This window comes from Rhodoferax sp. LS1P39, from assembly GCF_056521425.1.
Window position 1 is genome coordinate 255,729 of sequence record NZ_JBWMAV010000004.1, and the last position, 26,203, is coordinate 281,931.

Sequence of the window (26,203 nt, forward strand, 5' to 3'; positions counted from 1 at the left end):
TGGGGACACTCTGATCCTGCGACTGCGTAAGCCAAATAATTTTTTAGTGAATAGACGTAACAGTTTACGGGCTAGCGCGGCATCTGTCTCGTATCTGTAATAGTCTGCGGGCCGATAGCTATATTTTGTGAACGGGTTACCATGGAGAATTCCACTTGCATACACGAAAAACGATGTATTTTTATTGATGGCACCCGCATTCAGCCCTGTACTCCTCTATTCGCTCTGGGCCAATACTGTGGTCGGCCTGACCATGGGCTCGGCCTTGCTGTGGGTCTGGCACGGGCACCGCATGCATCTTTTCACCCGCGACTTGGGGGCTGCGCAATTGGTCCAGTCGGTGGTGCCCATGGGCTACCTGATGAGCCAGTGGGTGGGGGGGCCATGGACCTTACCCGGCATGTTTTTGGCCGTGTTTGGACAGATCGTCAGCGTTGCCCTGATGCTGCGCGGCAGCAGCCGTTTGTCGGGTTGGGTGTTCTCCCGGCTGGAGTGGGTGGTGTTTCTGGGCTTGCTGGCGGTGGCTGGGCTGTGGGTGGTGCTGTTCAATGACCCCTCCGTGGTGGTGTGGGCCAGTCCATTTTTGATGACCCTGGCGGGCGCGGTGGTCACGCGTGGCCTGCGTAGCGGCCTGCCTGCGGATCGCATGGTGGGGCCCTTGATGGTATTGCTGGGCCTGAACCAGTTGTGTTTTGCCGTGTGGGGCCAGGCGGGCCTGGTGTTCCAGTCCAATGCGGGGGCGGTGCTGCGGCTGCTGTTGGGCCTGACGCTGGTGTATGCCACTCTGGACCGCACTATGCTCGAGTCCTACAACCTGCGCGAGCGCTTCCAGCAGCTGGTGGAACGCTCGCACCAGGGCATTCTGGTGCTGGTGGATAAGCGGGTGCGGTACGCGAACCCGGCGTTGTTGGGTCTGTACGGTTTTGGCCGCATGGAAGAAGTGACGGTGCCCGACCTGTTGCAAGGGGTGCAGCGCGAAGAAATTGACCAGCTGCGGGTGCGTTACCAGCAGATTGAAAGCGGCAGCGTGGACGAGGTGCAATGGGAAGGACTGCGCCACCGCAAGGACGGCTCGTCGGTGTGGTTGCGGTTTTCGGGCTGGCGTACGCTGTGGGGCGATGCACAGGCCATCCAGATTCTGGTCACCGACCAGACCGACCGGCACGATGCCACGCAGGCCCTGCTGTACCAGGCCACGCACGACGAGCTGACGGGGCTGCCCAACCGCAGCGCCCTGCTGCAGCGTCTGCGCCAGTGCTGTGTGGACACGCCGGAGCAGCAGGGCTTTGGGCTGGTGCTGCTGGGGATAGACCGCTTCAAGCTGTTCAACGAAGCCCACGGCCATTCGCTGGGTGACGAGGTGCTCAAGGCGCTGGCGTTGGCGCTGGTGCGGGAGCTGGGCGAAAGGTGTGAGCTGATGCGGCTGGGGGCCGATGAATTTGCCTTTCTGGCCCGGCCTTACCGGGACAGCGACAGTGCCGCGTCCATGGCGCGCCAGGTGCAGCAGTTGCTGTTGCGCCCGCTGGTGTTGCCCCAACGCAACTTCTTTATCGACGTGTCCATGGGCATCGCGCTGTACCCGCAGCATGCCCAGGACGCCGAGGCCTTGCTGCGCGCGGCCAACGCCGCCATGCATGCCGCCAAACGCACGCCTGGCACCTCGGTGGCGCTGGCCGAGGCCCGGTTCGAGCGCGGCTCCAGCGACGTGTTCGAGCAGGAGCAAGCGCTGCGCGCGGGCATCGAACACTGCGAATTCACCCTGCGCTTCCAGCCCAAGGTCGATGCGCGAACCGGGCAACTGGCCAGCTTTGAGGCTCTGGCGCGCTGGCACCGCCCCGGCGTGGGCTGGGTCAGCCCGGTGGAATTCATAGGTGTGGCCGAACGCACCGGCCTGATTGCCGACCTGGGTCTGCTGTTGCTCAGCCAGGCCTGCGAGCAGGTGGCCCTGTGGCGGACGCGGTTTACCAAGGTGGTGCCGGTGGCCGTGAATGTGTCGCCGCTGCAGATGCTGGACGGTGGCTTTCCCGAACTGGTGGAACAACTGCTGCTGCAGTACAGCCTGCCCGCACACGCTATTACCCTGGAGATCACCGAAAGCGCTGCCGTGGCCAACCTGGACCAGGCGCGCGAGCAGATCCGGCAACTGCGGGCCCTGGGCGTGGCCGTGGGGCTGGACGACTTTGGCACGGGGTTTTCGTCGCTGAACATGCTGCGCAGCCTGCCGCTGCAGTCAGTGAAGATCGACCGAGGCCTGATCGAACCTCTGCCCGCCACCGATGCCGCCGCCGTGGTGCAGGCGATTTGCCAACTGGCCGTGGCCCTGCGGCTGGATGTCGTGGCCGAAGGCATAGAAACCGCCGCCCAGGCCAACATCGCCCGGCTGGCGGGTTGCCATGAGCTGCAAGGGGATTTGTTTGCCAAGCCTCTTACGCCCGACGAGGCCGGGCAGTGGCTGCAGGACGCACCGGTGGCCGTCTGGAGCTGAACCCGGGCGGGCACAAAAAAGCCGCATCGAATGCGGCTTTTTTAGGGGCGGGAAAAAGTGTGAAAACGCTTATTTCTTTAGCTTGCCACGCACCGGCACCACGGTGGTGATGGTGGGACGCACCGCATCGGTGGAAATGGGCTTGGGAGGCGAAGTGTCCTTCTTGGGCTTCTTCGCTTCCTTGTTGGTTTTTTGCTCGCCTTTGGCCATGTTTTTCTCCAGTCGATTAAGAGGTTTTTACGGTCTTGAGCTTATCAGCAAAGCAGGCAGTTTTCAGCCCCGGATCAGTAGTGCGGCGGCAAATCGTCGGTGGGGCCGCGCGGGGTGTCCAGGCTGTCGGTACTGCGCTGCTGCAGGCGGGCCACTTCGCGCACCAGCAGGTCGATTTGCTGCTGCTGGCGGATGACCACCAGGTCGAGTTGCTCCAGCAGGTCTTCGGTAAAGCTGGCTTTGATTTCTAGCGCGGTCAGGCGTTGGTCTATGGTGTCGTGCATGCTTGTATTGGACACTACAGCACTGCCTACAAAACCGCGTACCGGCCCGGCTTGTGGTTGATCCAGATAAACAGGTTCATCACCACCGCGCCCAGCACCGAATAGCCCACCCGCGCGGGTTCGATCACCGTCAGCGCCAGCAGCACGATCGTGCAGTCAATCGCCATCTGCACCTTGCCCGCACGCCAGCCACGGGCTTTTTGCAAATACAGGGTGACGATGGTGGCCCCGCCCAGGCTGGCGCGGTGGCGGGCCAGAAACAGGCAACCCGAGCCCAGCAGCAGCCCGCCCAGCACGGCGGCGTAGGCCGGGTGCAGGCGCTCGATGGCAAACAGCTTGGGCGACCATTCCATCATCGCCGCCAGCAGGCTGATGGCGACAAAAGTCTTGAGGGTGAACTCGCGGCCCATGCGCGTCCAGGCAAACCAGTAAAACGGCAGGTTGATCAGAAAAAACAGCTTGCCCAGCGTGATGCCGGTGGCGTAGTGCAGCAAAAACGCCACCCCTGCCGTGCCGCCGGTCAGCATGCCCACCTGGCCAAACAAGATCAGCGCCAGCGACACAAACAGCGTGCCCGCAAAAATCGCTTGCGCGTCTTCAAACGGGGTGTGGAGGTGCACAGAAGATTCAGCCATGGCAGCTTCCACAGCAGGAACTGTGCCGCACTAAAGATTTTTCTGCAGAAACACCGCATGCCCCGCGCCCGGCACCAGTTGGTAGCCCACAAAGCCAAAGCGCGCATAGCTGGCCTGGGCCTGGGCATTGCCGGTCAGCACCTCCAGCGTCAGCTTGCAGCAGCCCCGTTCTTGCGCGTACTGCTGCACCGCCGCCAGCAGCGCCTGGCCCACGCCCTGGCCCCGGTGCGCGGGGTGCACCGCCATGTCGTGGATGTTCAGCAGCGGCTGGGCCTTGAAGGTCGAATAGCCCTCGAAGCAGTTGGCCAAGCCGATGGGCTCGTCACCCCGCCAGGCGATGAAGCTGGCCGCGTGCGGGCGCAGCGCCAGGTCGGCGCACAGGCGTTCGCGGGTATCGTCGGTGAGCGGTGTGGCACCGCCCATGGGGTCCTGGGCATACAGGTCCAGCAGATGGACCAGGGCGGCTACGTCCACGGGGTTGCGGTAGTCGACGCGGCGGACTTGCACGTCCATCACGCGTAATCCGCCACCGGCACGCAGCTGCAGAACAGATTGCGGTCGCCAAAGACGTTGTCCACCCGGCCCACCGGTGGCCAGTATTTGGACTGCTTCAGGCTGGCCAGCGGGAACGCGCCGACTTCGCGGGCATACGGACGGTCCCACTCGGCACCCATCAGGCTGGCGGCGGTGTGGGGGGCGTGTTTGAGCGGGTTGTTGTCTTGCGGCCAGGTGCCTGCTTCGATCTGGCGGATCTCGTCGCGGATGGCGACCATGGCGAAGATGAAGCGGTCCAGCTCGGCCAGGGTTTCGCTCTCTGTCGGCTCCACCATCAGCGTGCCGGGCACGGGGAAGCTCAGCGTGGGCGCGTGGAAGCCGTAGTCGGCCAGGCGCTTGGCGACATCTTCGGCGGTCACGCCGCAGCTGTCCTTGATGGGGCGCAGGTCCAGGATGCACTCATGCGCCACGTGGCCGTTGGCGCTGGCGTACAGCGTGGGGTAGTGCGGTGCCAGCTTGGTGCTGACGTAGTTGGCGGCCAGGATGGCGGCTTCGGTGGCGTGCTGCAGGCCTTCGGCACCCATCATGCGGCAGTACATCCAGCTGATGGGCAGCACGGAGGCATTGCCCAAGGGAGCTGCGCTGATGGCACCGATGCCGTGCTGGGTGTCGCCCGCCGTGGCGTGGCCGGGCAGGTAGGGGATCAAATCGGCTACCACGCAGACCGGGCCCACGCCCGGGCCGCCGCCGCCGTGCGGGATGCAGAAGGTCTTGTGCAGGTTCAGGTGGCTGACGTCGCCGCCGAATTCGCCGGGTGCGGCCACGCCGACCAGGGCGTTCATGTTGGCACCGTCCACGTAGACGCGGCCACCATGGCTGTGCACCAGGGCGCAGAGTTCCTTCACCTGGGTTTCGAACACGCCGTGGGTGCTGGGGTAGGTGATCATCACCGCGGCCAGGGTGTTGCTGTACTTCTCGCACTTGGCCTGCAGGTCGGCCATGTCGACGTTGCCTTGTGCATCGCAGGCGGTGACCACCACCGTCAGCCCGGCCATCTGGGCGCTGGCCGGGTTGGTGCCGTGGGCGCTGCTGGGAATCAGGCAGATGTTGCGTTGGCTTTGGCCGTGGTCGTCGAAGTAGGCCTTGATGGCCAGCAAGCCTGCATATTCGCCCTGGCTGCCCGCGTTGGGCTGCAGGCTGATGCCGGCGTACCCGGTGGCCTGGCACAGCCAGTCGCGCAGTTGTGCGTCCAGCTCGGTGTAGCCCAGGCGCTGGTCGGCCGGGGCGAAGGGGTGGATGTTGGCAAATTCGGGCCAGGTGACCGGGGCCATTTCGCTGGTGGCGTTGAGCTTCATGGTGCAGCTGCCCAGCGGGATCATGCTGCGGTCGAGTGCCAGATCCTTGTCGCTCAAGGCGCGGATGTAGCGCAGCATGCCGGTCTCAGAGTGGTGGGTGTTGAACACCGGGTGTGTCAGAAAGGCGCTGCTGCGGCGCAGCTCGGCGGGGATGAGCGAGTCCACTGAGTCTTCGAGCTCGCCCAGGCGCGGCATAGGTTCGCCAGGCTTGACGAAGAAGGACCACAGCATTTCGATGTCGCCGCGAGTGGTGGTCTCGTCCAGCGAGATGCCCAGGTGGTTCTTTAAGCGAAAACGCAGGTTAGCGCTTGATTGGTGAGCACGAGTAGCTATCAAATCGCTAGCGTCGTCGGTTTTGACGGTGAGCGAGTCAAAGGCGTGCGCGTTGACGATCTCGTAGCCCATCTGCTGCAGGCCGCGCGCCAGGATGGCGGTGAAGCGGGCCACGCGCTGGGCGATGCGGGTCAGGCCTTGCGGGCCGTGGTAGACGGCATACATGCTGGCTAGCACGGCGGGCAGCACCTGCGCGGTGCAGATGTTGGAGGTGGCTTTTTCGCGGCGGATGTGCTGCTCGCGGGTTTGCAAGGCCAGGCGGTAGGCCGGGTTGCCGTGCGCGTCCACGCTCACGCCCACCAGGCGGCCGGGCAGCGAGCGCTTGAAGGCATCGCGACAGGCCATGTAGGCGGCGTGCGGGCCGCCATTGCCCATGGCCACGCCAAAGCGCTGGGTGTTGCCGATGACGATGTCGGCATCCCACTCGCCGGGAGGCACCAGCAGGGTCAGTGCCAGCAGGTCGGCGGCCACGCACACGGCGGCACCGCTGGCATGGGCCACGCCCACCAGCGGGCGCAGGTCGTGCAGCATGCCGTTGGTGGCCGGATACTGGGCCAGCACGCCAAAGAAGTCACCGCTGGCCATGAGCTGGGGCAGGGTGGCCAGCGCGGAGCTGACCTTGATCTCGATGCCCAGCGGCTTGGCGCGGGTCTGGATCACTTCAATCGTCTGCGGATGGCAGTCGCCCGCCACGATGAAGACGTTACTTTTGCTTTTCACGCTGCGCTTGGCCAGGGTCATGGCCTCGGCGGCGGCGGTGGCTTCGTCCAGCATGGAGGCGTTGGCAATGGGCATGCCGGTCAGGTCGCAGACCATGGTCTGGAAGTTGATCAGCGCCTCCATGCGGCCTTGCGAGATTTCGGCCTGGTAGGGCGTGTAGGCGGTGTACCAGGCGGGGTTTTCCAGGATGTTGCGCAGGATCACGCCGGGCGTGTGGGTGCCGTAATAGCCCTGGCCGATGAAGCTTTTGAAGACCTTGTTCTTGGCCGCGATGGTCTTGAGCTCGGCCAGCGCCGCCGCCTCGGTCACGGGCGCGGGCAGGTCCATGGGCGTGCTGCGCGCAATGCTGCGCGGCACGATGCCGTCAATCAGGTCCCGGCGCGAACTGGAGCCAATCACGCCCAACATCAGGGTTTCATCGGCAGCATCGATGCCGATGTGGCGGGCGATGAATTCGGCGGAGTTTTCGAGTTCGTGCAGGGAGGTCGTCATGGGGCAGTGTCCAGAGGTATCAGGCGTTTTGGCTAAAGGCGTTGTAGGCGGTCTCGTCCAGCAAGGCCGCGACTTCGGCGGGGGCCGACAGCTTGACCTTGAAGAACCAGCCCGCACCCAGCGGATCGGTGTTGGCCAGGGCCGGGTCGGCGCGCAGGGCTTCGTTGACCTCGGTGATTTCGCCGGAGACGGGCATGTACACGTCGGCGGCGGCTTTCACCGACTCGACCACGCCGGCCACGTCTTTCTGGGCAAAGCTGGTGCCAACAGCGGGCAAGTCGACAAACACCACATCACCCAGCGCGTCTTGCGCATGGGTGGTGATGCCGACGGTGGCGATGTCGCCCTCGATGTTCAGCCATTCGTGGTCTTCGGTGTAGTGGATGCTCATGGGGTTGCTCCTGTAAAAAATGGATTTAGCCGCGGAAATAGCGGTTGGGGGTGAAGGGCATGGAAGTCACTTCCATCGGTACGATTTTGCCTCGCACGACGGCGTTGATGCGGGTGCCAATGGCACTGAATTCCGGGGCCACGTAGGCCATGGCAATCGGCTTGTCTACCGTGGGGCCCAGCAGGCCGCTGGTGACCTCGCCAATCGGGTTGCCCGCCGTGTCCTGCAAGGCGGTGTGCTCGCGAACGGGGATGCGCTCCAGGGCCACGAGTCCAACACGTTTTCTGCCTTCCGTGCTTATTCCATCGGCGAGGGCAGCTAGTATTTTGGTAGCACCAGGGAATTCGCCCGCCCGCGCACCACCGGTACGCCGCACTTTCTGGATGGCCCAGTTCAGGCCCGCTTCCACCGGGTTGGTGGTGGTATCCAGGTCGTTGCCGTACAAGCACAGCCCGGCTTCCAGGCGCAGCGAATTGCGGGCACCCAGGCCGATGGGCTTGACTTCGGGCTGGGCCAGCAGCGCGCGGGCCAAGGCCTCGGCCTGGCTGCTGTGGACGGAGATTTCAAACCCGTCTTCGCCGGTATAGCCGCTGCGCGTCAAAAAGCAGGGAATGCCCGCCACATCGAAATGGCCGCCGGTCATGAACACCAGTTTTTCCACGCCAGGAGCCAGGCGCGCCAGGGCTGTGACGGCTTGCGGGCCTTGCAGCGCCAGCAGCGCCAGCTCGGGCTGGGGGATCACCTGGCAGCGCTGGCCGATTTTTGCCTGGATGTGGGCAATATCGGCGACTTTGCAGGCACCGTTGACGATGACGAAGATGTCGTCGGCACGCTTGAAGAACATCAAATCGTCGAGGATGCCGCCGTCGTCGTTCAGCAGCAGGCCATAGCGTTGCTTGCCCACGGGCAGGTCGATCACATCGACAGGAATCAGGGTTTCAAACGCGGCTGCCGCGTCGGGGCCGACCAGGCGCAACTGGCCCATGTGCGACACGTCGAACAGGCCAGCCGCCGTGCGGGTGTGGTGGTGCTCGGCCATCAAACCTGCAGGGTATTGCACCGGCATGCTGTAGCCCGCAAACGGGACCATGCGCGCACCCAATTCCAGGTGCAAGGCGTTCAAAGGGGTGAGCTGCAGGTCGGACATGGCGTTCTTTCAAAATGAAAGGTGGGGACACACAAAAAATCATGGCCATTGTGGCCATGTGTGGTCCCCGCTGTCCGCTTTACCTGAGCGATTCGCCGGGTGGGCTTGGGCGGTGGTGCCAAGCCGACTGCGGGTTGCGCCTTCGGTGAATCCGCTCAGTGGCGGATTTCTCTCCAGGGGGGTGACGTTCGATGAAAAACGTTTGTCAGTCCTTTTGCCTGAGCGTTCAGACCCACGTAGCGGGGTCCTGCGCCTTCGGCGGTTCTCCAGATAAGAACTCTCTCCTGACGGCATGGATTCTAACCAAGCCCACGCAGGCGGCAGATATTTAAGTAAAAAGTGCCGCTAGCGCTTATTGCATCAGCGTGACAAGCTACTTAAACAATAGCAACCTCAGCCCGCCTTGCGCAGCAGCCAGTCGGTCTGGGCAGGTCGTCCGGGTAGTTGCAGGCGGGCGGTGGCCGCCGGGGTCTGCGCCAGCAGCTTGCCGCGCTTGTAGACCTGCAGCCGGGTGGCGCGCAGGCGGATGGCTTCTACCGGGTCTTGCGCTTGCAGCAGCACAAAGTCGGCCCAGCAGCCGGGCGCCAGGCCGTAGCCGTCGAGCTGCAGGATCTTTGCGGGGCTGGTGGTCACGGCCTCGAAGCATTGGCGCATGGCGGCCTGGCTGGTCATCTGGGCCACGTGCAGGCCCATGCTGGCCACTTCCAGCATGTCGCCACTCCCCAGGCTGTACCAGGGGTCCATCACGCAGTCCTGGCCAAAGGCGACGGTCAGGCCGTGGGCCAGCATTTCGGGCACGCGGGTCATGCCGCGCCGCTTGGGGTAGGTGTCGCCCCGGCCTTGCAGGGTGATGTTGATCAGCGGGTTGCTCACCACGTTGACCTGCGCTTCGGCCATCAGCGGCAGCAGTTTGCTCACAAAGTAGTTGTCCATGCTGTGCATGGAGGTGAGGTGCGAGCCGGTGACGCGGCCCTGCAGGCCCAGGCGCTGGGTTTCATAGGTGAGGGTTTCGATGTGGCGCGACATCGGGTCGTCGGACTCGTCGCAGTGCATGTCCACCAGCAGGCCCCGCTCGGCAGCCAGCTCGCACAGCAGTTTGACGCTCAAGGCCCCATCCGCCATGGTGCGCTCGAAGTGGGGGATGCCGCCCACCACGTCCACGCCCATGTCGAGTGCGCGCTGCAGCTTGTCCATGCCCTGCGGGTCGCGCAGCGCTCCGTCTTGCGGAAAGGCCACCAGTTGCAAATCCAGGTAGGGGGCGACCTGGTGCTTGACTTCCAGCAGCGCCTCTACCGCCAGCAGGCGCGGGTCGCAAATATCGACGTGGCTGCGGATGGCCAGCAGGCCCTTGCCCACCGCCCAGTCGCAGTACGCCAGGGCGCGCTGCACCAGGGCTTCCTGGGTGAGGTCGGGTTTGAGTTCTCCCCACAGCGCGATGCCTTCGAGCAGGGTGCCGCTCTGGTTGACGCGCGGCAGGCCGTAGCTGAGCGTGGCATCCATGTGAAAGTGCGCGTCGACGAACGGAGGGCTCACCAGCAGGCCCTGGGCATCGACGGTGTGGTGGGCCGGGGCGGCAAGGCCGGGGCTGACTTCGGTGATGCGGCCATTCTGGACGGCAATCGACATGCCGGTGCGGCCATCGGGCAAGGTGGCGTGGGTAACAAGAAGGTCGAGCATGGCGTGGAGGTGGTTGGTGGGGCGAAATGAAATTAATTTTTACACGCCAGGACCGTGCCATAGGGAATCGATAGGTAACATCCTGACACAGACAAGCGACTTCAGCGACAATCTTTCACACGCCCAACAGAGGCCCGCCCCAAATGACCACTACCTCCCCTGCAACCGTGCTTTTGATCGTAGACGATAGCCGGGTTTCGCGCATGATGATCCGCACCCTGGTACAGGCCAAGCGGCCCGGCTGGACCCTGGTGGAGGCCGCCAGTGGCGACGAAGCGCTGACGCTGGCCAACGCCCAGACCTTCACCTACTGCACCATGGACATCAACATGCCCGGCATGCTGGGCACCGATGCGGCCGAACACCTCAAGCGTGACCATCCCGGGCTGCGCCTGGCGCTGTTTTCGGCCAACATCCAGGAGAGCCAGAAAACCCGGGCTGCCGAGCTGGGCGTGAAGTTTGTTGCCAAGCCGGTGAGCGAAAAAAGCGTGACCGAAGCACTGGCCTACTTTGAAAGTCCGCTGTGAAAACCCTGTCTGACCTGCAGCTGGATGCCTTGACCGAGGTATTTAACGTTGGTGCAGGCCAGGCGGCCGCAAGTCTGAGCGAGATCGTGGGTGACGAGGTGCTGCTGTCGGTGCCACGCATCCAGTTTTTTGACCGCACCGATGTGAATGCCGAAATGCTCTCGCTCGACGGCGGGCGATTGGGCGCGGTGCGGCAAAAGTTTGGCGGGCCGTTCAGCCTGGATGCCACGCTGTTGTTCCGCGAAGAAAAGGCGCTGGAAATCGTGCAGGAAATGCTGGGTTCGCAGGTCAGCGTGGAGGACCTGGTGGACTTCGAGCACGAAGCCATGTGCGAGCTGGGCAATGTGATTTTGAACGCTTGCCTGTCGGCCATCGCCGACATGCTGGGCGTGGGCCTGAGCAGCACCTTGCCCGAGTATTCGGTGGACGGTGCCGACACGGTGATCGGCAAACTGATGTCCGACGAGAGCCAACCACTGGTGCTGGTGCTGCATATCGACCTGACCATCGAAAAACGCGATACCCAGGGCTATCTGGTGTTTTTGCTCAGTTCCAATTCTCTCGAAGGGCTGGTCGCTGCCCTGGACGCTTTCCTGGCGCGCATTTGAACCTGCCTCCGGCCTGTATGCCTGCCAGCCCCATCGCCTCGCTGCTGCCCTGGTCCCAGATGGTGGATGCCCTGGGCAACGGTCTGATCGTGCTCAATCCGCGTGGCGAGGTGCTGGTGTGGAATGCCTGGGTGGTGCGCCACAGTGGTATCGAAGCCCCGGCGGCGCTGGGCCGCACGCTGGAGTCGGTGTTTGCCAACGGGCTGTCTCTGTCCTTCATCAGCGCCCTAAAAAATGTGCTCACCTACAAGCTGCCGGTGGTGTTGTCGAATGTGCTGCACCGCACGCCGCTGCCGCTGTACCTGCGCCCGGAAGACACCGCCAAAGGCCCGCAGCAGCGCATGCCGCAATCGCTGACCCTGGTGCCGGTGCGCTACGACAACGCCCGCGCCGACGGCTTTCTGGTGATGGTGCAGATCACCGACACCAGCAGCTTCGTGAAGCGCGAGCGGCTGCTGCAGTCGCACTCGGAAAAGCTCTCGCGCGAGGCTGTGATCGACGGCCTGACCGGCATCTACAACCGCAAGTATTTCGACCAGAAGCTGACCATCGAGCTCAGCCGCGCCCAGCGCCAGAAGAAGCCGTTGTCGCTGGTCATGCTGGATGTGGATTACTTCAAGAAATACAACGACACCTATGGCCATCCGGCGGGCGACCGGGTCTTGCAGTCCCTGGTGGGCGCGGTGCAGTCGCAGCTGAACCGGCTGTCGGATGTGTTTGCGCGTTACGGCGGCGAAGAGTTCATCATCATCCTGCCGTCCTCCGACCAGTCGGGTGCCATCCGGATCGCCGAAAAAGTCCGCCAGGCCGTGTTGGCCCTGCAAATGGAGCACGCCCGTTCCCAGGTGGGCCAGCACATCAGCATCAGCCTGGGGGCCGCCACCTGCCCTGGCGGCTCAGCCTGCAGCGACACGCGGCTGCTGGACACCGCGGACAAAGCCCTGTACGCCGCCAAGCACGGGGGGCGCAACCAGGTGCAATGGCTGAGCGTGACCGATCCCCACACTACCGGCGGCTATGTGGTTCCAGGCCAGGAACCTCCGGTGCCAAATCACTCTAATTAAGATAGCTGCTCGCGCTGGCTGGATAAGCGCTGGCGGCCTATTTCGTATAAATCAGGTTTTGGGGGCGCGCTGCAGCTTGATGTGCGCCGCCAGCCCGCCCGAGGTGGTGTTGGTCAGCTCGAACTCGCCGCCCATGCGCTGGATGGCCTTGTCCACAATCGACAGGCCCAGGCCCGCGCCGGTGGCCTCGGTGCGGGCCGTATCGCCGCGGAAGAAGGGTTTGGACAGGCTGCTGAGCTGCTCGGGGTTGACCCCCTGGCCGTGGTCGCGCACCTTCAGCAGCACCCAGTCGTCGTGCGCCTTGGCGACGATGTCCACATTGGCGATGCCGGTGTCCATCGACTTGCCGTAACGGCGGGCGTTTTCCAGCAGGTTGGCGATCACCCGGCCCAGCTCCACCTCGTCGGCCAGCACCATCAGCGACTCGTCTACGTTGCGCTGGATTTGCATGTCTTCGTACTCCAGCACGGCGTACAGGCTGGACTCCAGCACCTCGTTGAGCGAGACGGGGTTGAGCTTGGCGTGGCCGGGGCGGGCGTAGTCGAGAAACTTGTCGATGATGGCGTCGAGCTGTTCGATGTCGGCCACCATGTGGTCGCGGGCATCGTCGTCGGCCACGCTCATCTCGGTTTCCAGCCGCAGCCGGGCCAGCGGGGTACGCAGGTCGTGCGAGATACCGGCCAGCATGACGACCCGGTCCTGTTCGATCTTGGCCAGCTTTTGGGCCATGCGGTTGAAGCCGATGTTGACCTCGCGCACCTCGCCGGTCACGCCGCGCTCGTCCAGGTGGCTGGCATCAAAGTCGCCCTCGCGCACCCGGCTGGTGGCAAACGACAATTGCTTGAGCGGGCGGTTGATGAGTCGGGCGATCAGCGCCGCGCCGGTGAGCGACAGGCCGCCGATGGTCAGCAGCCAGATCAGCCAGGTCTTGTTGCTGCCGGGGTTGAAGCGCTCGCGGTCGAGCTGCAGCCAGTTGGCATCGCCGTTGATGTCAAAACCCACCCACAGGCCGTTGATGCCGTTGACGCTGCGCGCCACCACGGTGGCCGGGCCGAGGATGCTTTGCAGCTCCAGCGCGACCCGCTGGCTCAGGGCATCACTGTCGAAAGGCAAGAACTGGTCTTTCGGCTCGCGCGGCACGATGCGTACGCCCTCGGTGTCGGCCATGGTCTTGATCAGCGAGACGCGGGCAATGGCATCCACATGCGTCAGGGCGGCACGGCTGAGATTGACCTGGGAGGCGATCTGCTGGGCCGTCTGGACTGCGCGGGGCGTGAAGTCCAGCGCCCGCAGGGTGGCCAGCCAGGCCAGCATGCTGCCCATGAGCAGAGCCGCCAGCAGAAAAAAGGTGCGCCAGAACAGGCTGACCACCACCATCTGGCGGGACAGGTGCGATTTGCCGGGCAGCATCTCCAGCGGCGCGGGACTGGTCCCATCGGAGAGTTCGGGCGCGTCTTGCAGCCGAAAATCCGACTGGCGGCGGGAGGGGGATTTACTCAAACGAGATCAACCTGCACCGTCCGGTACGAACACATAGCCCACGCCCCACACGGTCTGGATGAAGCGCGGTGCAGCGGCATCCACCTCGACCAGCTTGCGCAGGCGCGAGACCTGCACGTCCAGGCTGCGGTCAAAGGGCTCGAACTCGCGGCCCCGGGCCAGCAGCGCCAGCTTTTCGCGCGACAGCGGCTGGCGCGGATGCCGCACCAGCGCCTTGAGCATGGCAAATTCGCCGGTGGTCAACGGCAGCTCTTCGCCATTGCGGTTCAGGGTGCGCGAACCCAGGTCGAACGAAAACGGCCCGAAGGTGATGATTTCGTTGTCGATGGACGGCGCGCCGGGGGCCTCTTTGACCGGGCGGCGGCGCAGCACGGCGTGGATGCGGGCCAGCAGCTCGCGCGGGTTGAAGGGCTTGCCCAGGTAGTCGTCGGCACCTACTTCCAGGCCGACGATGCGGTCGATGTCCTCGCCCTTGGCGGTGAGCATGATGATGGGCGTGCGGTCGTTGGCGGCGCGCAGGCGGCGGCAGATGGAGAGGCCGTCTTCGCCGGGCATCATCAGGTCCAGCACGATCAGATCGGCGGTGTCGCGCAGCATGATGCGGCTGAGGGCCTTGCCGTCTTCGGCCAGCATCACTTCAAAGCCTTCTTGCATCAGATAACGGCGCAGCAGATCGCGAATGCGGGAGTCGTCATCGACCACCAAAATCTTGTCGGGGCGGTTGGCAGTCTGGTTCATAGTCTGTGTACCGGTAATATGTAACAGGGGGATTTTGCAGTGCGTAACTGCCAAAAACCGACGATAAGACCTCGTGTTGACAGTATGTTACAAATATTGCATACGGTCCAGTGTGCTTTGCGATAGGTTTTTTTGCGGTAAATACTGTTTTTGTCAGAGGAGCGGGTCTGCGCAATCCCTGCCGCGCCCGTTACGTCTGTTGACCCTTTACTTTATGAAAGTTACGTATGTCCCTGGTTTCGAAGTTTGCTATTAAATCAGTAGCTGCTTGCGCTTTATTCATAAGCGCCGGCAGTGTTTTTTCTCAAGAAAACGGCACCCAGGTGCCGCGCAACGTGGTGCAACTGTCGGCCAGCAGCGTCGTCGAAGTACAGCAGGATCTGCTGACCATGGTGCTCAGCACCAGCCGCGACGGCACCGATGCCGGGGTGGTGCAAACCCAGCTCAAAGTCGCACTCGACGCAGCGCTGACCGAGGCCAAAAAGGCCGCGCAGCCCGGCCAACTGGATGTGCGTACCGGCAACTTCAGCCTGTTCCCGCGCTACGGCAAGGACAGCAAGATTGTGGGCTGGCAGGGCAATACCGAGCTGGTGCTGGAGGGCCGTGACTTTGCCCGCATCGCGGCCACGGCGGGCAAGATCAGCACGCTGACCATGGGCCATGTCGGCTTCGGCCTGAGCCGCAGCCAGCGCACCCAGGTCGAAGGCCAGGCGCAGACCATGGCGATCGAGCAGTTCAAGGCCAAGGCGGGCGAGATCGCCAAGGGCTTTGGCTTTGCCAGCTACAGCCTGCGCGAAGTGTCGGTCAACGCGTCCGATTCCGGCGGCATGCCGCGCCCACGCATGATGGCCATGGAGGCCAAGATGGCATCCAGCGACATGGCGGTGCCGGTAGAGGCCGGCAAAAGCACGGTGCAGGTCACGGTGTCTGGCGCAGTGCAACTCCAGTGATCCACTTTCGCCCGCTGCGCATCGACCCGGAGGAGGTCGAGATGACCGCCATCCGGGCGCAGGGTGCGGGTGGGCAGAACGTCAACAAGGTGTCCAGCGCGGTGCACCTGCGCTATGACATCGGCGCGTCCAGCCTGCCGCCTGACGTGAAAGAGCGGCTACTGGCCCTGCGCGACAGCCGCATCACCCAGCTTGGCGTGGTGGTGCTCAAGGCCCAGCAGCACCGCAGCCAGGAGCAGAACCGCGCCGACGCACTCCAGCGGCTGGAGGCGCTGGTCAATAGCGTCGCCCAGGCCCCGCTGGTGCGCCGCGCCACCAAGCCCACCTACGGCTCCAGGCAGCGCCGCCTGGAAGGCAAAAGCCAGCGCGCCAGCACCAAGGCGCTGCGCGGCAAGGTCAGCGAGTAGCAGGGTAGGGGGCGGGTCGGTTATCGGCTGCCCTGGGCTCTGTCGGGATCTGTGGCCGTCCAGAATACGCGGCGTGAGCCTCTGCAACGGAACGCATGAGCCTGTAGTTACATTTCGCCTATTGATGAGAACGCACATGCACACCGGTAGTCACAACTTGAAATGACTACCCGCTGGTACATGAATGTATCCGCGCGAGTTATTGCATACAATTTATCTCATATTTTTATCTTGTTTCATGCTTCAATCGTGCCCAGAACAGCCGATTGGTTGCATAAAAAATGAGCAAGAGGACAAGGTATGGATCGAATTTCCGCCATGCGCGTATTTAGCGAGGTAGTCACGCGTGGCAGTTTTACCGCGGCTGCGGAGACGCTGGGCATGTCCCGGGCGATGGTGACGCGCCACATTGCCGAACTGGAGCGCTGGCTGGGCACGCGGCTGCTGCAGCGCTCGACCCGCCGCCTTTCACTCACCGAGGCGGGTGAGGCCTGCGTGGCCCGCAGCCGCCAATTGTTAGAGCTGGTAAACGACGTAGAGCAGGTGGTCGGTCAGCGCGACACCGAACCGCACGGCCCCATCCGCGTGACAGCCAGCGTGGCCTTGGGCCAGACCCATCTGGCACCGGCCCTGGTGGCCTACCTGGCACGCTACCCGCGCACCCGGGTGGATGTGCAGCTGGGCGAGCAAACCCTGAACATGGTGGAAGACCGGATCGACCTGGCCATTCGCATCACCAATGAGATCGACCCCGCTCTGATTGCCCGCAAGCTGTCGGTGTGCCGAGCGGTAGTGTGTGCGGCCCCCGATTACCTGGCCCGCGCAGGCACGCCGCACACGCTGGACGACCTGGTGGGGCACAACTGCATGACCTACTCGCGCTTTACCAAAAGCCAGTGGAACCTGGGCCGCGACGGCGTGGAAACCGCCGTGCAGGTCAGCGGCAACCTCAGTGCCAACGAGGCCTCGACCCTGCTGCAGGCGGTGCTGGCCGGTGGCGGGGTGTCGATGCTGCCGACCTTCATGGTGGCCCCCATGCTGCGCAGCGGCGCGCTGGTGGCCGTGCTGCCAGACTGGCAACCGGCCGCGCTGGGCATCTACGGTGTGTACGTATCGCGCCGCCACCAGCCTGCCACCTTGCGCACGCTGCTGGACTTTTTGGCCGCGCAATGGGGTCCGCAGCCCGATTGGGACCACGGACTTTAAGAGTTAGGACTTACGCAGCGCCCCTGTATCGCCCTTCGGGCTTACAGGGGGAACTTGCGTAAGTCCTGGGCATTACACAAAAGCGCCTTCTTTGGACTCAGAGAACCGCAGCACGATAAACACGCACAGCCCCGAGCTGACCAGCAAAATGGTGGACAGCGCGGCGGCAATGCCGAATTCACCGTCCAGCACCGCGCTGTAGATGCGCACCGGCATGGTGGCCGTGGGCGCGGTGTACAGCAGCAAGGTGCTCGACAACTCGTTGATGGCGGTGATGAAACTCATCATGGCCCCGGCCAGCACACCCGGCATCATCAGCGGCACGGTCACCTTCCAGAAGGCCTTGGCGGGCGAGGCCCCCAGGCTGATGGCGGCCTCTTCGATGGACGGCTTGATCTGGCGCAGCACCGAGCTGGTGGCGCGCACCCCGTAGGGCAGGCGGCGGATGAACAGAATCAGCACAATGATGGTCCCGGTACCCACCAGGTCCAGCGCGCCGTGGTTGAAGGTGAGCAAAAATCCGATGGCCATCACCACCCCCGGCACCGCGTAGGGCACCATCAGCACCGCGTCCAGCAGGCCCGAGAGCATGGTTTCCCGCCGCACGATCAGGTACGACACCAAACCACCGGCCACGGTGATCAGGGCTGAGGCGATGAGCGAGAACTTGAAGGTGTTCAAGATCACGTCGGGCACTTCGTGGATCACGCGGGTATAGCTGTTCAGGCCAAAGCCACCGGTAAACACCGGCCCGTTGGTCTGCAGAAACGAGGTGAACACAACCACCACGATAGGCAGGGTGGCCAGCCCCACAATCACGTAGCACAGCGCGTGCACCGCGATACCGAAGCCGCCGGTACAGGCTTGGGGCACGGTGAGGTTGGTCAAGGCCCCGGCGTAGCGGCGCTTGCCGATCAGGTAGCGCTGCAAGGCCACGGCCAGCATCGAGATCACGATCATCAGCATCGAAATACTCACCGCCATGGTGGGCGGGCCGCCCATCTCCGAGGTGTACTGGTTGTAGGCGATGGTGGACAGGGTTTGCAGGTCGCGCCCGATGATGGAGGGCGTGCCGAAGTCGGCAATCGACAGCACAAAGCACAAAATGGCCCCCGAACTGATGGCCGGAAACACCAGCGGCAAGGTCACCTTGAAGAAGCGCTGCAGCGGCGTGCAACCCATGTTTTCGGCAGCTTCCTCGAACGAACGGTTGATGTTGCGCAGCGCGCTGGCCGTCATCAGGTACACAAACGGGAAGAACTTCAGGCTGAACACCAAAATAATGCCGGGCATGCCGTAAATGCTCGGCACCGGCAGGCCTATGCCTTTGAGCAACTGCGTCAGGCTGCCGTTGTTGCCCATCAGCACCACCCACGAATAGGCGCCGATAAACGGTGGCGACACCAACGCCAGCACTGCCAGCGTGGTGATCAGGCTGCGCCCCCAGATGGTGTAGCGGGCCGTAAAGTACGCCAGCGGCACGCCCAGCAGGCAGGCCCCCAGCATGCCGCCCACGCCCACCAGCACCGTGTTTTTCAGGGCGGTGAGGTAGTAGGGGTGGGTCAGCACCTTGCTGTAGTTGGCGGTGGTGAAGGTCTGGGTTTCGGGGTTGATGAAACCCAGCACCAGCACCTGGCCGATGGGCCACACCAGCATCCAGCCGATCAGCACGATGGCCAGGCCCAGCACGATGGTCCAGAAGTCCAGCCGCACTTTGCTTGGGTTCATGGCAGCAGCACTCCGGTATCGCCCTCGGCATAAAACAAGAAGTCGCTGCTGTGCACGCCCAGTTGCACGGTGTCGCCGGGTTTCAGCGCCACCATGGCTTCGTTGGGCGCAGTCAAGGCTTCCACCATCCCCAGGCCCGCCACATCCACCGACAACTGCAGCTCCCGCCCGGTAAACATGGCCTGGCGCAGCACGCCCGCCAGCGCCAGCCCGGGCCCGGTCAAGGCCTGGTTGACACGGATTTTTTCAGGGCGGATGGCCGCCACACAGCGCGGCAGGCCGCGCACGCCCTGGGGGGCGGCGATGTGCTGGTCGGCAATACGCAGCCGGTCGCCGTCCAGCGTGGCGGTAAAGAAATTGTTGGATCCCACAAAGGTGGCCACAAACCGGTTGGCCGAATGGTTGTAGACCTGCCATGGCGTGCCCAATTGCTGCACCACACCGTCATACATCACGCACACCTGGTCGGAGATAGACAAAGCTTCTTCCTGGTCGTGGGTCACGTACACCGTGGTCAGGCCAAACTCCTGCTGCAGCAGGCGGATGTCGCGGCGCAGGTCCACGCGCAGCTTGGCATCCAGGTTGGACAGCGGTTCGTCCATCAGCAGCAGCTTGGGCCGTATCACCAGCGCCCGCGCCAGGCCCACCCGCTGCTGTTGCCCGCCGCTGAGCTGGTGGGGCATGCGCTGGGCATGGGCGCCGAGCTGCACGGTGTTCAAAATATGCGCGACGCGCTGCTGGATGTCGGCGGCCGGGCACTTTTGCTGCACCAGGCCAAACGCCACGTTGTCGAACACGCTGAGGTGCGGAAACACCGCGTAATCCTGGAACACCATGCCCACCTGGCGCTTGTTGGCGGGCAGCTGGCCGATGGATTCGTCGCCCACCCAGATCTCGCCCGAGTCTTGCTGGTGGAACCCGGCAATCGCCCGTAAGAGCGTGGTTTTGCCGCAGCCGCTGGGGCCCAGCAGGGTAAAAAACGCACCCATCGCGATGTTCAGGTGGATGTCTTGCAGCGCCACATGGCTGCCGTACGATTTCTTGATATGGACTAAACGAACCTGGGACATGCGCGGCGACCTTATTTCTTGTTCAACAGCAGATCGTTCCACTTGGTCAGAATCCGCGCGCGGTTGGCACCGGCCCAGTCGTCGTCGTACTTGATGACCTTGAACTTGGCGATGGGCATGAGGGCGTTTTTGCTCGGCACATCACCGCGCACCGAGCGCCGCCCGGACGCATCCACCAGCGCCTGCGCCTCGGTGGAGAGCATGTAGTTCATGAAAAGCTTGCCGTTGTCGGCGTTGGGAGCCGTGGCCACCAAAGCCATCATGTCGCCCGCCGCAGCTGTGCCCTCGGTGGGGTAGACGATTTCCACCGGGCCGCCACCGGCCTTGAACTTGAGCAGCGTGTCTTCGTTGCTGATGCCGATGGCGGCTTCACCGTCGTTGACAAACTTGGGCACCGCGCCCGAGCTGTTGGACAGGACCAGGTTGTCCAGGATCTTGGTGTACAGCGCCCAGCCCTTGTCTTCGCCATAGATTTGCAGGATGGTGGCCAACTGGATGTAGGCTGAGCTGGACTTGTCGGGGCGCGGGGCCGAAATCTTGCCCTTGAATTCGGGCTTGGCCAGGTCTTCCCAGCTCTTGGGGTACTGCGCCGGGGTCAGCAGCTTGGTGTTGACCCCAATCGAGGTGGCTACCGCCGAGAACGGCACGCCCGCGTCGTTGATCTTGAACACCGGCGAGAAGAACTTGGCGTTCTCGGGTGCGAACTTGGTGAACATGCCGGGGTTGGCTTCGATCACATCGGTGCCTACGGCCCAGATCACGTCGGCCGTCTGGCGGCCTTTTTCGGCCTTCAGGCGGTTGATCAGATCGCCCGAGCCGCCTTTGATCACGTCTACCTTGATCTTGCTGGCCTTCTCAAACGCCGGGACCACGTGGTCGATCAGGTCCTGTGGGGCGGCGGTGTAGATGGTGACCTTGGCTTGCTGCGCCCAGGCTGCGGTGCTCAGCGCCGATGCCGCGGCAACGGTCGAGACGAGGGTGAAAAGTCGGCGGCGGGTGTGCATGCAGGGTTCTCCAAAGGTAATGGTCGGGGTGCGCCAACCCTGGCAGCCCCCCAGCAACCCATCTTACCCAGCAAAATGCCCGCTTCGACTGGCATTGCATGCAAAATCATCCAAGGAGAAACCCGGTATATTCACCAAAGCTGCGCCGGATACACGCCTTGGGCCACCAGCGTATGCACCCGTTCCACGCACCGGGGCAGGTCTTGCGGGTAGGTCATGCCAAACCAGTCGCCATCGCCGGGCAAGATGCGGCAATCGGCCAGGTTCTGCTGTACCAGCTGGTTGACCACGGTCGGGATGTAGCACTCGGCGGTGGGGTGGCTCCCATGCTGGCGCAGGAAGTCGGCAAACCGGGCCTCCAGCAGTGGCAGCACGGCGGGCGTGAAGCCCCAGAAGTTCATGGATGCCAAAGCCTGGGGTGCCAGCGTCACCACGTTGCCTTCCAGATTGCGCCCCTGCAGCACGCCATGGGTGTCGAGAGAGATATGGGTATGCTCTTCCACCGCTTCCAGCCTATCGCCCTGCGCCAGGCAAATACCCCGGTTGACCCCGCCGTGCGGCGACAGGGTCTGCGCAACTGCATAACCCACCATGGCGCAGTGCGGCGGGCCGTCTGCAGCCAGGCCACCCAAAAATTGCGCCATCTGTACAAAGGCGTTGCGCCCATAAAAGTCGTCGGCATTGATGACGGCAAACGGGCCGTCCAGCACACTGCGCGCGGCTAGCAGCGCATGGGCCGTGCCCCAGGGTTTGCTGCGGCCCGGCGGCAGGCGGGCCATATCCTGGAAGGCGTAGTCCACGGCAATGTGCCGGGCAAAGGCGTGGCTGATGCGGTCCTTGAACTGCGCGACAAAGTCTTCCCGCAGTACAAACACCACCCGGCCGAATCCTGCCTGCAGGGCATCCCACACGGCGTAGTCCAGCACCACCTCGCCATGCGGCCCCAGGGGCTGCATCTGTTTCAAACTGCCGAACCGGCTACCCAAGCCAGCGGCCAATACGACAAGAGTGGGTTGCATGGTTGCTATTGAATATGTAGCTTGTCACGCTCAAGGAATAAGCGCTAGAGGCCTTTTTTATATATAAATTGCCTTATGCTAAAGGTATGCGCTGCACACCGCTAGCCGACAGGATGAGCCACTCGCCGCGCGCGGGCTGTGCGCTGGCATCCCAGTCGGTCATCACCCAGCGCTGCAGGCCGTGGCCTAGGTCGTGCCGGGCCGGGCGGTGCGTGTGGCCGTGGACCAGGGTGCGGGCCCGGGCGGCGTGCAGCCAGGCCACGGCAGCTTCTGCATCCACATCGGCATAGACCACGCCGCTGCGTTTGCGGCTCTCGCTCTGGCTGCGGATGCCACGGGCGATCTGCTGGCGCTCGGCCAGAGGCTTGGCCAGAAACTCTTGCTGCCACTGCGGGCTGCGCACCACGGCGCGGAATTGCAGGTAATCGACATCGTCCAGGCACAGCGCGTCGCCGTGGCTCAGCAGCCAGCGTTGCCCGCCAAATTGCAGCACGGTGGGGTCGCCGAGCAGGGCGACACCGCAGGCATCCAGGCAAGCGCGGCCCACCAGGAAGTCGCGGTTGCCGTGCATGAAGAACACCGGGCGCTGGCGGGCCGTGTCACGCAGCACCTGCACGCAGGCGGCATCGAAGCCGCCAGGGTCGGCATCCAGCGCATCGTCGCCCACCCAGACTTCAAACAGGTCGCCCAGGATAAAGATGGCATCTGCCGTGCTGTTCGCCATGCTGCGCTGCCACGCATCGAAGGTGGCGCGCTCGCCGGCCTGCAAATGCAGGTCCGAAATGCAAGCGACCGTGCGCCAGTGGGAGGGAGCGATCAGCTCCGCCACCGGGGGCACGGTCGGGGTCAAGGGAAAAGTCCGGCTTAGACAGCGACGGCTTTTTCGATGATCACGTCTTCCAGTGGCACGTCGCCGTGGCCGCCCTTATTACCGGTCTTGACGGCCTTGATGCCATCGACCACTTCGGTGCCCGACACGACTTTGCCGAACACGGCATAGCCCCAGCCGGAGGACGAGATGGCGGTGTGGTTCAGGAAGCCGTTGTTGGCCACGTTGATGAAGAACTGGGCCGTGGCCGAGTGCGGGTCGTTGGTGCGGGCCATGGCGACGGTGTAGTTGTCGTTTTTCAGGCCGTTGTTGGCTTCGTTGTCGATGGGCTTGTCGGTGCCCTTTTGCTTCATGCCGGGCTCGAAACCGCCGCCCTGGACCATGAAGCCGGGGATCACGCGGTGGAACACGGTGTTGTCATAGTGGCCCTTGGCCACATAGGCCAGGAAGTTGGCGACCGACTTGGGGGCCTTTTCAGCGTCCAGTTCCAGGGTGATCACGCCGCGGTTGGCAATGTGGAGTTCGACTTTGGGGTTGCTCATGGCTGGTTTCCTTTTTTATTTAACGAGGGTGACGGATTTGATGGTGATCGTGGTGGTGGGGACATCGCCCCGCCCGGTGGGCACGACGCGGATTTTGTCCACCACGTCCATGCCGCTGACGAGCTTGCCGAACACGGTGTAGCCGTAGCCATCCGGGGAGGGCGCGTTCAGGTTGGGGTTGTCCATCACGTTGATGAAGAACTGCGCGGTGGCCGAATTCGGGTTGCTGGTGCGCGCCATGGCGATGGTGCCACGGTCGTTTTTCAGGCCGTTGTTGGCTTCCAAAGGCACGGGCGGGCGGGTGGCTTTTTCTTTCATGTCGGCGCTGAAGCCGCCGCCTTGCACCATGAAGCCGTCGATCACGCGGTGGAATATGGTGCCCTCGTAGTGCTTGTCTTTGGCGTACTGCACAAAGTTCTCGACCGTCTTGGGCGCTTTGGCGGGATACAGCTCGACCACGAAGTCGCCCAGCGAGGTGGTGAACTTGAGCTGCGGCGCATCGGCGGCAAAAGCGCTGTGCGATGCCCACAGGGCGCAGGCGAGCAGCAGGGCGCGTTTGGTGGTGGAAATGGTCATGGAAGAGGGTATTGAAAGGCAAAAAGGGCAGCCGTGATGCTGCCCTGTGAACGACCGGCGGGGCTTTACTTGGTCTTGGCCGGTGCAGCAGGGGTGGCGGGTGCCAGCACCGTCTTCAACAAAGCCACTTTTTGCGAGGCCTGGGGGTTGGTGGCGTTGAGCTGTAGCGATTTGCTGTACGACTGGCTGGCCAACTTGGCATACACATCGCCCAGGTTCTCATAGGCGGTGGCGTAGGCGGGGTTGATGCGCACGGCCATTTCCAGCGCGGTGCGGGCCTTGTCGAACTGGTTCTGGCTGGCGTAGAGCACGGCCAGGTTGTTGTAGGGTTCGGGCAGCTCGGGGAATTCCTGCGTCAGCGCGGTGAGCGTGGCAATGGCATCGCCCGATTGGCCTGCCGCAGACTGCACGGCAGACTTCAGAAAGCGCATCTGCGGATCTTTGGGCTTGAGCGTCAGGTACAGGTCGGCTTTGGCCTGGGCTTCTGCGAGCTTGCCGGTCTTCAGCAACTGGCTGACATCGCCATAGTCGTCTGCGCGGACTGTCGCCGAGGCGACAAGAACTGACGCGGCCAGCAAGCGCAAAACAACCGACAAACGCGACAGGGAATGTGACATAAAGCCTCGACAACAATGTGCAAACAGGGTGGATCCCATGCCCAAACGCAGGGCGATATACTGCCCAGGATTGTAGCCGAGGGGTCTGATGCCGCTTATCGCACCCCGGTTTCGCATCCGGCTACCGCTCCCCACCCACTGACACCCCCCGTTGAGCCCTTTTGCGTTCTGCGGCATTATTAGATTCCATGAGTTTGCGCATTTACAACACGCTGTCGCGTGCCACCGAAGAGTTTTCACCCATCGAGCCCGGCCATGTGCGCATGTATGTGTGCGGCATGACCATCTACGACCTGTGCCACATCGGCCACGCCCGCATGATGATGGCGTTTGACGTGGTGCAGCGCTGGCTCAAGGTCAGCGGCCTGCGCGTCACCTATGTGCGCAACATCACCGACATCGACGACAAGATCATCGCCCGCGCCGTGCAGCGCGGCATCACCATCCGCGCCCTGACCGACGAGATGACCCTGGCCATGCACCAGGATATCGGCCTGCTGGGCATCCAGCCGCCCACGGTCGAGCCCCGTGCCACCGAGTACGTGGCGCAGATGCTGAACCTGATCGGCACGCTGGAGCACAAAGGCCTGGCCTACCGCACACCCCAGGGCGATGTGAACTTTGCGGTGCGCAAATTCCCCGGCTACGGCCAGCTATCCGGCAAGTCGCTGGACGAGCTGCACGCCGGTGAGCGCGTGGCGGTGCTGGACGGCAAGGACGACCCGCTGGACTTTGTGCTGTGGAAGGCCGCCAAGCCCACCGAGCCCGCCGATGCCATCTGGCCCAGCGATTTCGGCCCCGGCCGCCCCGGCTGGCACATCGAGTGTTCGGCCATGTCCTGCCAGACCCTGGGCGAGAGCTTTGACATCCACGGTGGTGGTGCCGATTTGCAGTTTCCGCACCACGAGAACGAAATCGCCCAGAGCGAAGGCGCGTCCGGCAAGCGGCTGGCCAACTTCTGGGTGCACAACGGCTTTGTGCGGGTGGACAACGAAAAAATGTCCAAGAGCCTGGGCAACTTCTTCACCATCCGCGACGTGCTGCAGAAATTTGACGCGGAAACCCTGCGCTTCTTCTTGGTGCGCACCCACTACCGCAGCCCGCTGAACTACAGCGATGCGCATCTGATTGATGCCCGCACTGCCTTGAAACGCCTGTACACCGCTTTGGATTCGGTGGTTGCTGCACCGGTAGCCATTGACTGGACCCAGCCCTTCGCTGCCCGTTTCAAAGCCGCCATGGACGAAGACTTTGGCACGCCCGAAGCGCTGGCCGTGCTGTTTGACTTAGCTTCTGAAGTCAACCGCACGCAGTCGGCCGAACTCGCCGGACTGTTGCAGGCCCTGGGCGGCACGCTGGGGCTGCTGCAAGGTGACCCTAAAGCATTTCTGCAAGCCGGTGCCGGGCTCGACGACGGCGCCATCCTGGCCCTGATCGCCCAGCGCGCCGAGGCAAAAGCGGCCAAAAACTTCGCCGAGGCCGACCGCATCCGCCAGCTGCTGCTGGCCCAAGGCATCGTGTTGAAAGACGCGGCCAGCGGTACCACCTGGGAAGCGGCATGATGGAGAATGTAGATGTTTTAGGGCTCCTGTGC

The 26,203-nt window shown here is 63.4% G+C and carries 26 protein-coding genes and 2 riboswitches; of the genes, 8 read left to right on the forward strand and 18 right to left on the reverse strand.

The annotated features are described in order from the left end of the window. Window positions 1-187: 187 nt before the first annotated feature. Window positions 188-2,485, forward strand: coding sequence for a putative bifunctional diguanylate cyclase/phosphodiesterase (locus AC097O_RS09795; protein ID WP_479592606.1), 2,298 nt, complete (start codon window positions 188-190; stop codon window positions 2,483-2,485). A 69-nt stretch (window positions 2,486-2,554) separates the two neighbouring features. Here AC097O_RS09795 and AC097O_RS09800 read toward each other — a convergent pair whose 3' ends face one another. From AC097O_RS09800 to AC097O_RS09835, 8 genes are all read right to left on the reverse strand, one after another. After that, window positions 2,555-2,695, reverse strand: coding sequence for a hypothetical protein (locus AC097O_RS09800; protein WP_315183402.1), 141 nt, complete (start codon window positions 2,693-2,695; stop codon window positions 2,555-2,557). Window positions 2,696-2,769: 74 nt separating this feature from the next. Continuing rightward, window positions 2,770-2,979 (reverse strand): SlyX family protein, encoded by a 210-nt coding sequence (locus AC097O_RS09805; protein WP_479592607.1) that lies wholly within the window; start codon window positions 2,977-2,979, stop codon window positions 2,770-2,772. A gap of 26 nt (window positions 2,980-3,005) precedes the next feature. Then, window positions 3,006-3,614, reverse strand: coding sequence for a DUF6198 family protein (locus tag AC097O_RS09810; protein ID WP_479592608.1), 609 nt, complete (start codon window positions 3,612-3,614; stop codon window positions 3,006-3,008). Window positions 3,615-3,644: 30 nt separating this feature from the next. Next, window positions 3,645-4,127, reverse strand: a complete 483-nt coding sequence (locus AC097O_RS09815) for a GNAT family N-acetyltransferase (RefSeq protein ID WP_479592609.1) — start codon at window positions 4,125-4,127, stop codon at window positions 3,645-3,647. Continuing rightward, window positions 4,127-7,009: an aminomethyl-transferring glycine dehydrogenase gene (gene gcvP / locus AC097O_RS09820; RefSeq protein WP_479592610.1), complete on the reverse strand. Its 2,883-nt coding sequence runs from the start codon at window positions 7,007-7,009 to the stop codon at window positions 4,127-4,129. Before gcvP ends, AC097O_RS09815 begins: the two co-directional genes overlap by 1 nt. A 19-nt stretch (window positions 7,010-7,028) precedes the next feature. Next, entirely contained in the window at window positions 7,029-7,400 is a 372-nt protein-coding gene (gene gcvH, locus AC097O_RS09825) for a glycine cleavage system protein GcvH (RefSeq protein WP_315240050.1), read from the reverse strand. 25 nt (window positions 7,401-7,425) lie between these two features. Continuing rightward, window positions 7,426-8,547, reverse strand: coding sequence for a glycine cleavage system aminomethyltransferase GcvT (gene gcvT, locus AC097O_RS09830; RefSeq protein WP_479592611.1), 1,122 nt, complete (start codon window positions 8,545-8,547; stop codon window positions 7,426-7,428). A gap of 60 nt (window positions 8,548-8,607) precedes the next feature. Beyond that, window positions 8,608-8,734, reverse strand: a riboswitch (glycine riboswitch). 9 nt (window positions 8,735-8,743) lie between these two features. After that, window positions 8,744-8,844, reverse strand: a riboswitch (glycine riboswitch). A gap of 96 nt (window positions 8,845-8,940) precedes the next feature. Then, window positions 8,941-10,224, reverse strand: coding sequence for an amidohydrolase family protein (locus AC097O_RS09835; RefSeq protein WP_479592612.1), 1,284 nt, complete (start codon window positions 10,222-10,224; stop codon window positions 8,941-8,943). Between the two features lie 143 nt (window positions 10,225-10,367). Here AC097O_RS09835 and AC097O_RS09840 point away from each other — a divergent pair, with 143 nt between their 5' ends. From AC097O_RS09840 to AC097O_RS09850, 3 genes are read left to right on the forward strand one after another with little or no spacing between them, the layout of a single operon-like run. Continuing rightward, window positions 10,368-10,751, forward strand: coding sequence for a response regulator (locus tag AC097O_RS09840; RefSeq protein ID WP_315183380.1), 384 nt, complete (start codon window positions 10,368-10,370; stop codon window positions 10,749-10,751). Then, window positions 10,748-11,359 carry a chemotaxis protein CheC gene (locus AC097O_RS09845; RefSeq protein WP_479592613.1) on the forward strand — a complete coding sequence of 204 codons (612 nt, stop codon included), beginning with the start codon at window positions 10,748-10,750 and terminating at the stop codon, window positions 11,357-11,359. The genes AC097O_RS09840 and AC097O_RS09845 overlap by 4 nt, the downstream gene beginning before the upstream one ends. 17 nt (window positions 11,360-11,376) lie before the next feature. Further along, window positions 11,377-12,423 (forward strand): GGDEF domain-containing protein, encoded by a 1,047-nt coding sequence (locus tag AC097O_RS09850; RefSeq protein ID WP_479592614.1) that lies wholly within the window; start codon window positions 11,377-11,379, stop codon window positions 12,421-12,423. A gap of 51 nt (window positions 12,424-12,474) precedes the next feature. Here the strand turns inward: AC097O_RS09850 and AC097O_RS09855 are convergent, their stop codons facing one another. Both AC097O_RS09855 and ompR read right to left on the reverse strand, forming a co-directional pair. Beyond that, the gene (locus AC097O_RS09855; RefSeq protein WP_479592649.1) at window positions 12,475-13,833 is read right to left on the reverse strand and encodes a sensor histidine kinase; all 1,359 of its coding nucleotides are present in this window, start codon (window positions 13,831-13,833) and stop codon (window positions 12,475-12,477) included. A gap of 96 nt (window positions 13,834-13,929) precedes the next feature. Next, window positions 13,930-14,661 carry an osmolarity response regulator transcription factor OmpR gene (ompR, locus tag AC097O_RS09860; RefSeq protein ID WP_295954921.1) on the reverse strand — a complete coding sequence of 244 codons (732 nt, stop codon included), beginning with the start codon at window positions 14,659-14,661 and terminating at the stop codon, window positions 13,930-13,932. 227 nt (window positions 14,662-14,888) lie between these two features. Between ompR and AC097O_RS09865 the strand changes: the two genes are divergently transcribed. From AC097O_RS09865 to AC097O_RS09875, 3 genes are all read left to right on the forward strand, one after another. After that, entirely contained in the window at window positions 14,889-15,611 is a 723-nt protein-coding gene (locus tag AC097O_RS09865; RefSeq protein WP_479592615.1) for an SIMPL domain-containing protein, read from the forward strand. Beyond that, window positions 15,611-16,018, forward strand: a complete 408-nt coding sequence (gene arfB, locus AC097O_RS09870; RefSeq protein WP_315183876.1) for an alternative ribosome rescue aminoacyl-tRNA hydrolase ArfB — start codon at window positions 15,611-15,613, stop codon at window positions 16,016-16,018. The genes AC097O_RS09865 and arfB overlap by 1 nt, the downstream gene beginning before the upstream one ends. Window positions 16,019-16,318: 300 nt before the next feature. Further along, complete coding sequence (locus tag AC097O_RS09875) at window positions 16,319-17,224, forward strand: LysR family transcriptional regulator (RefSeq protein WP_479592616.1); 906 nt, start codon at window positions 16,319-16,321, stop codon at window positions 17,222-17,224. A 72-nt stretch (window positions 17,225-17,296) separates the two neighbouring features. On the opposite strand, the gene AC097O_RS09880 is transcribed toward AC097O_RS09875, so the two are convergent. From AC097O_RS09880 to AC097O_RS09915, 8 genes are all read right to left on the reverse strand, one after another. Beyond that, window positions 17,297-18,952 carry an ABC transporter permease gene (locus tag AC097O_RS09880; RefSeq protein WP_479592617.1) on the reverse strand — a complete coding sequence of 552 codons (1,656 nt, stop codon included), beginning with the start codon at window positions 18,950-18,952 and terminating at the stop codon, window positions 17,297-17,299. Further along, the gene (locus tag AC097O_RS09885; RefSeq protein ID WP_479592618.1) at window positions 18,949-20,022 is read right to left on the reverse strand and encodes an ABC transporter ATP-binding protein; all 1,074 of its coding nucleotides are present in this window, start codon (window positions 20,020-20,022) and stop codon (window positions 18,949-18,951) included. Before AC097O_RS09885 ends, AC097O_RS09880 begins: the two co-directional genes overlap by 4 nt. Window positions 20,023-20,033: 11 nt before the next feature. Further along, window positions 20,034-21,026, reverse strand: coding sequence for an extracellular solute-binding protein (locus tag AC097O_RS09890; protein ID WP_479592619.1), 993 nt, complete (start codon window positions 21,024-21,026; stop codon window positions 20,034-20,036). A 131-nt stretch (window positions 21,027-21,157) separates the two neighbouring features. Further along, complete coding sequence (locus AC097O_RS09895) at window positions 21,158-22,045, reverse strand: nucleotidyltransferase family protein (RefSeq protein WP_479592620.1); 888 nt, start codon at window positions 22,043-22,045, stop codon at window positions 21,158-21,160. A 73-nt stretch (window positions 22,046-22,118) separates the two neighbouring features. Beyond that, window positions 22,119-22,895 carry a UDP-2,3-diacylglucosamine diphosphatase gene (locus tag AC097O_RS09900; protein ID WP_479592621.1) on the reverse strand — a complete coding sequence of 259 codons (777 nt, stop codon included), beginning with the start codon at window positions 22,893-22,895 and terminating at the stop codon, window positions 22,119-22,121. 14 nt (window positions 22,896-22,909) lie between these two features. Then, window positions 22,910-23,416 carry a peptidylprolyl isomerase gene (locus AC097O_RS09905; RefSeq protein ID WP_479592622.1) on the reverse strand — a complete coding sequence of 169 codons (507 nt, stop codon included), beginning with the start codon at window positions 23,414-23,416 and terminating at the stop codon, window positions 22,910-22,912. A gap of 15 nt (window positions 23,417-23,431) precedes the next feature. Beyond that, the gene (locus tag AC097O_RS09910; RefSeq protein WP_479592623.1) at window positions 23,432-23,992 is read right to left on the reverse strand and encodes a peptidylprolyl isomerase; all 561 of its coding nucleotides are present in this window, start codon (window positions 23,990-23,992) and stop codon (window positions 23,432-23,434) included. Window positions 23,993-24,057: 65 nt separating this feature from the next. Beyond that, the gene (locus tag AC097O_RS09915; RefSeq protein WP_479592624.1) at window positions 24,058-24,609 is read right to left on the reverse strand and encodes a tetratricopeptide repeat protein; all 552 of its coding nucleotides are present in this window, start codon (window positions 24,607-24,609) and stop codon (window positions 24,058-24,060) included. A 188-nt stretch (window positions 24,610-24,797) separates the two neighbouring features. Between AC097O_RS09915 and cysS the strand changes: the two genes are divergently transcribed. Then, window positions 24,798-26,171 (forward strand): cysteine--tRNA ligase, encoded by a 1,374-nt coding sequence (gene cysS, locus AC097O_RS09920; RefSeq protein ID WP_479592625.1) that lies wholly within the window; start codon window positions 24,798-24,800, stop codon window positions 26,169-26,171. Window positions 26,172-26,203: the final 32 nt, after the last annotated feature.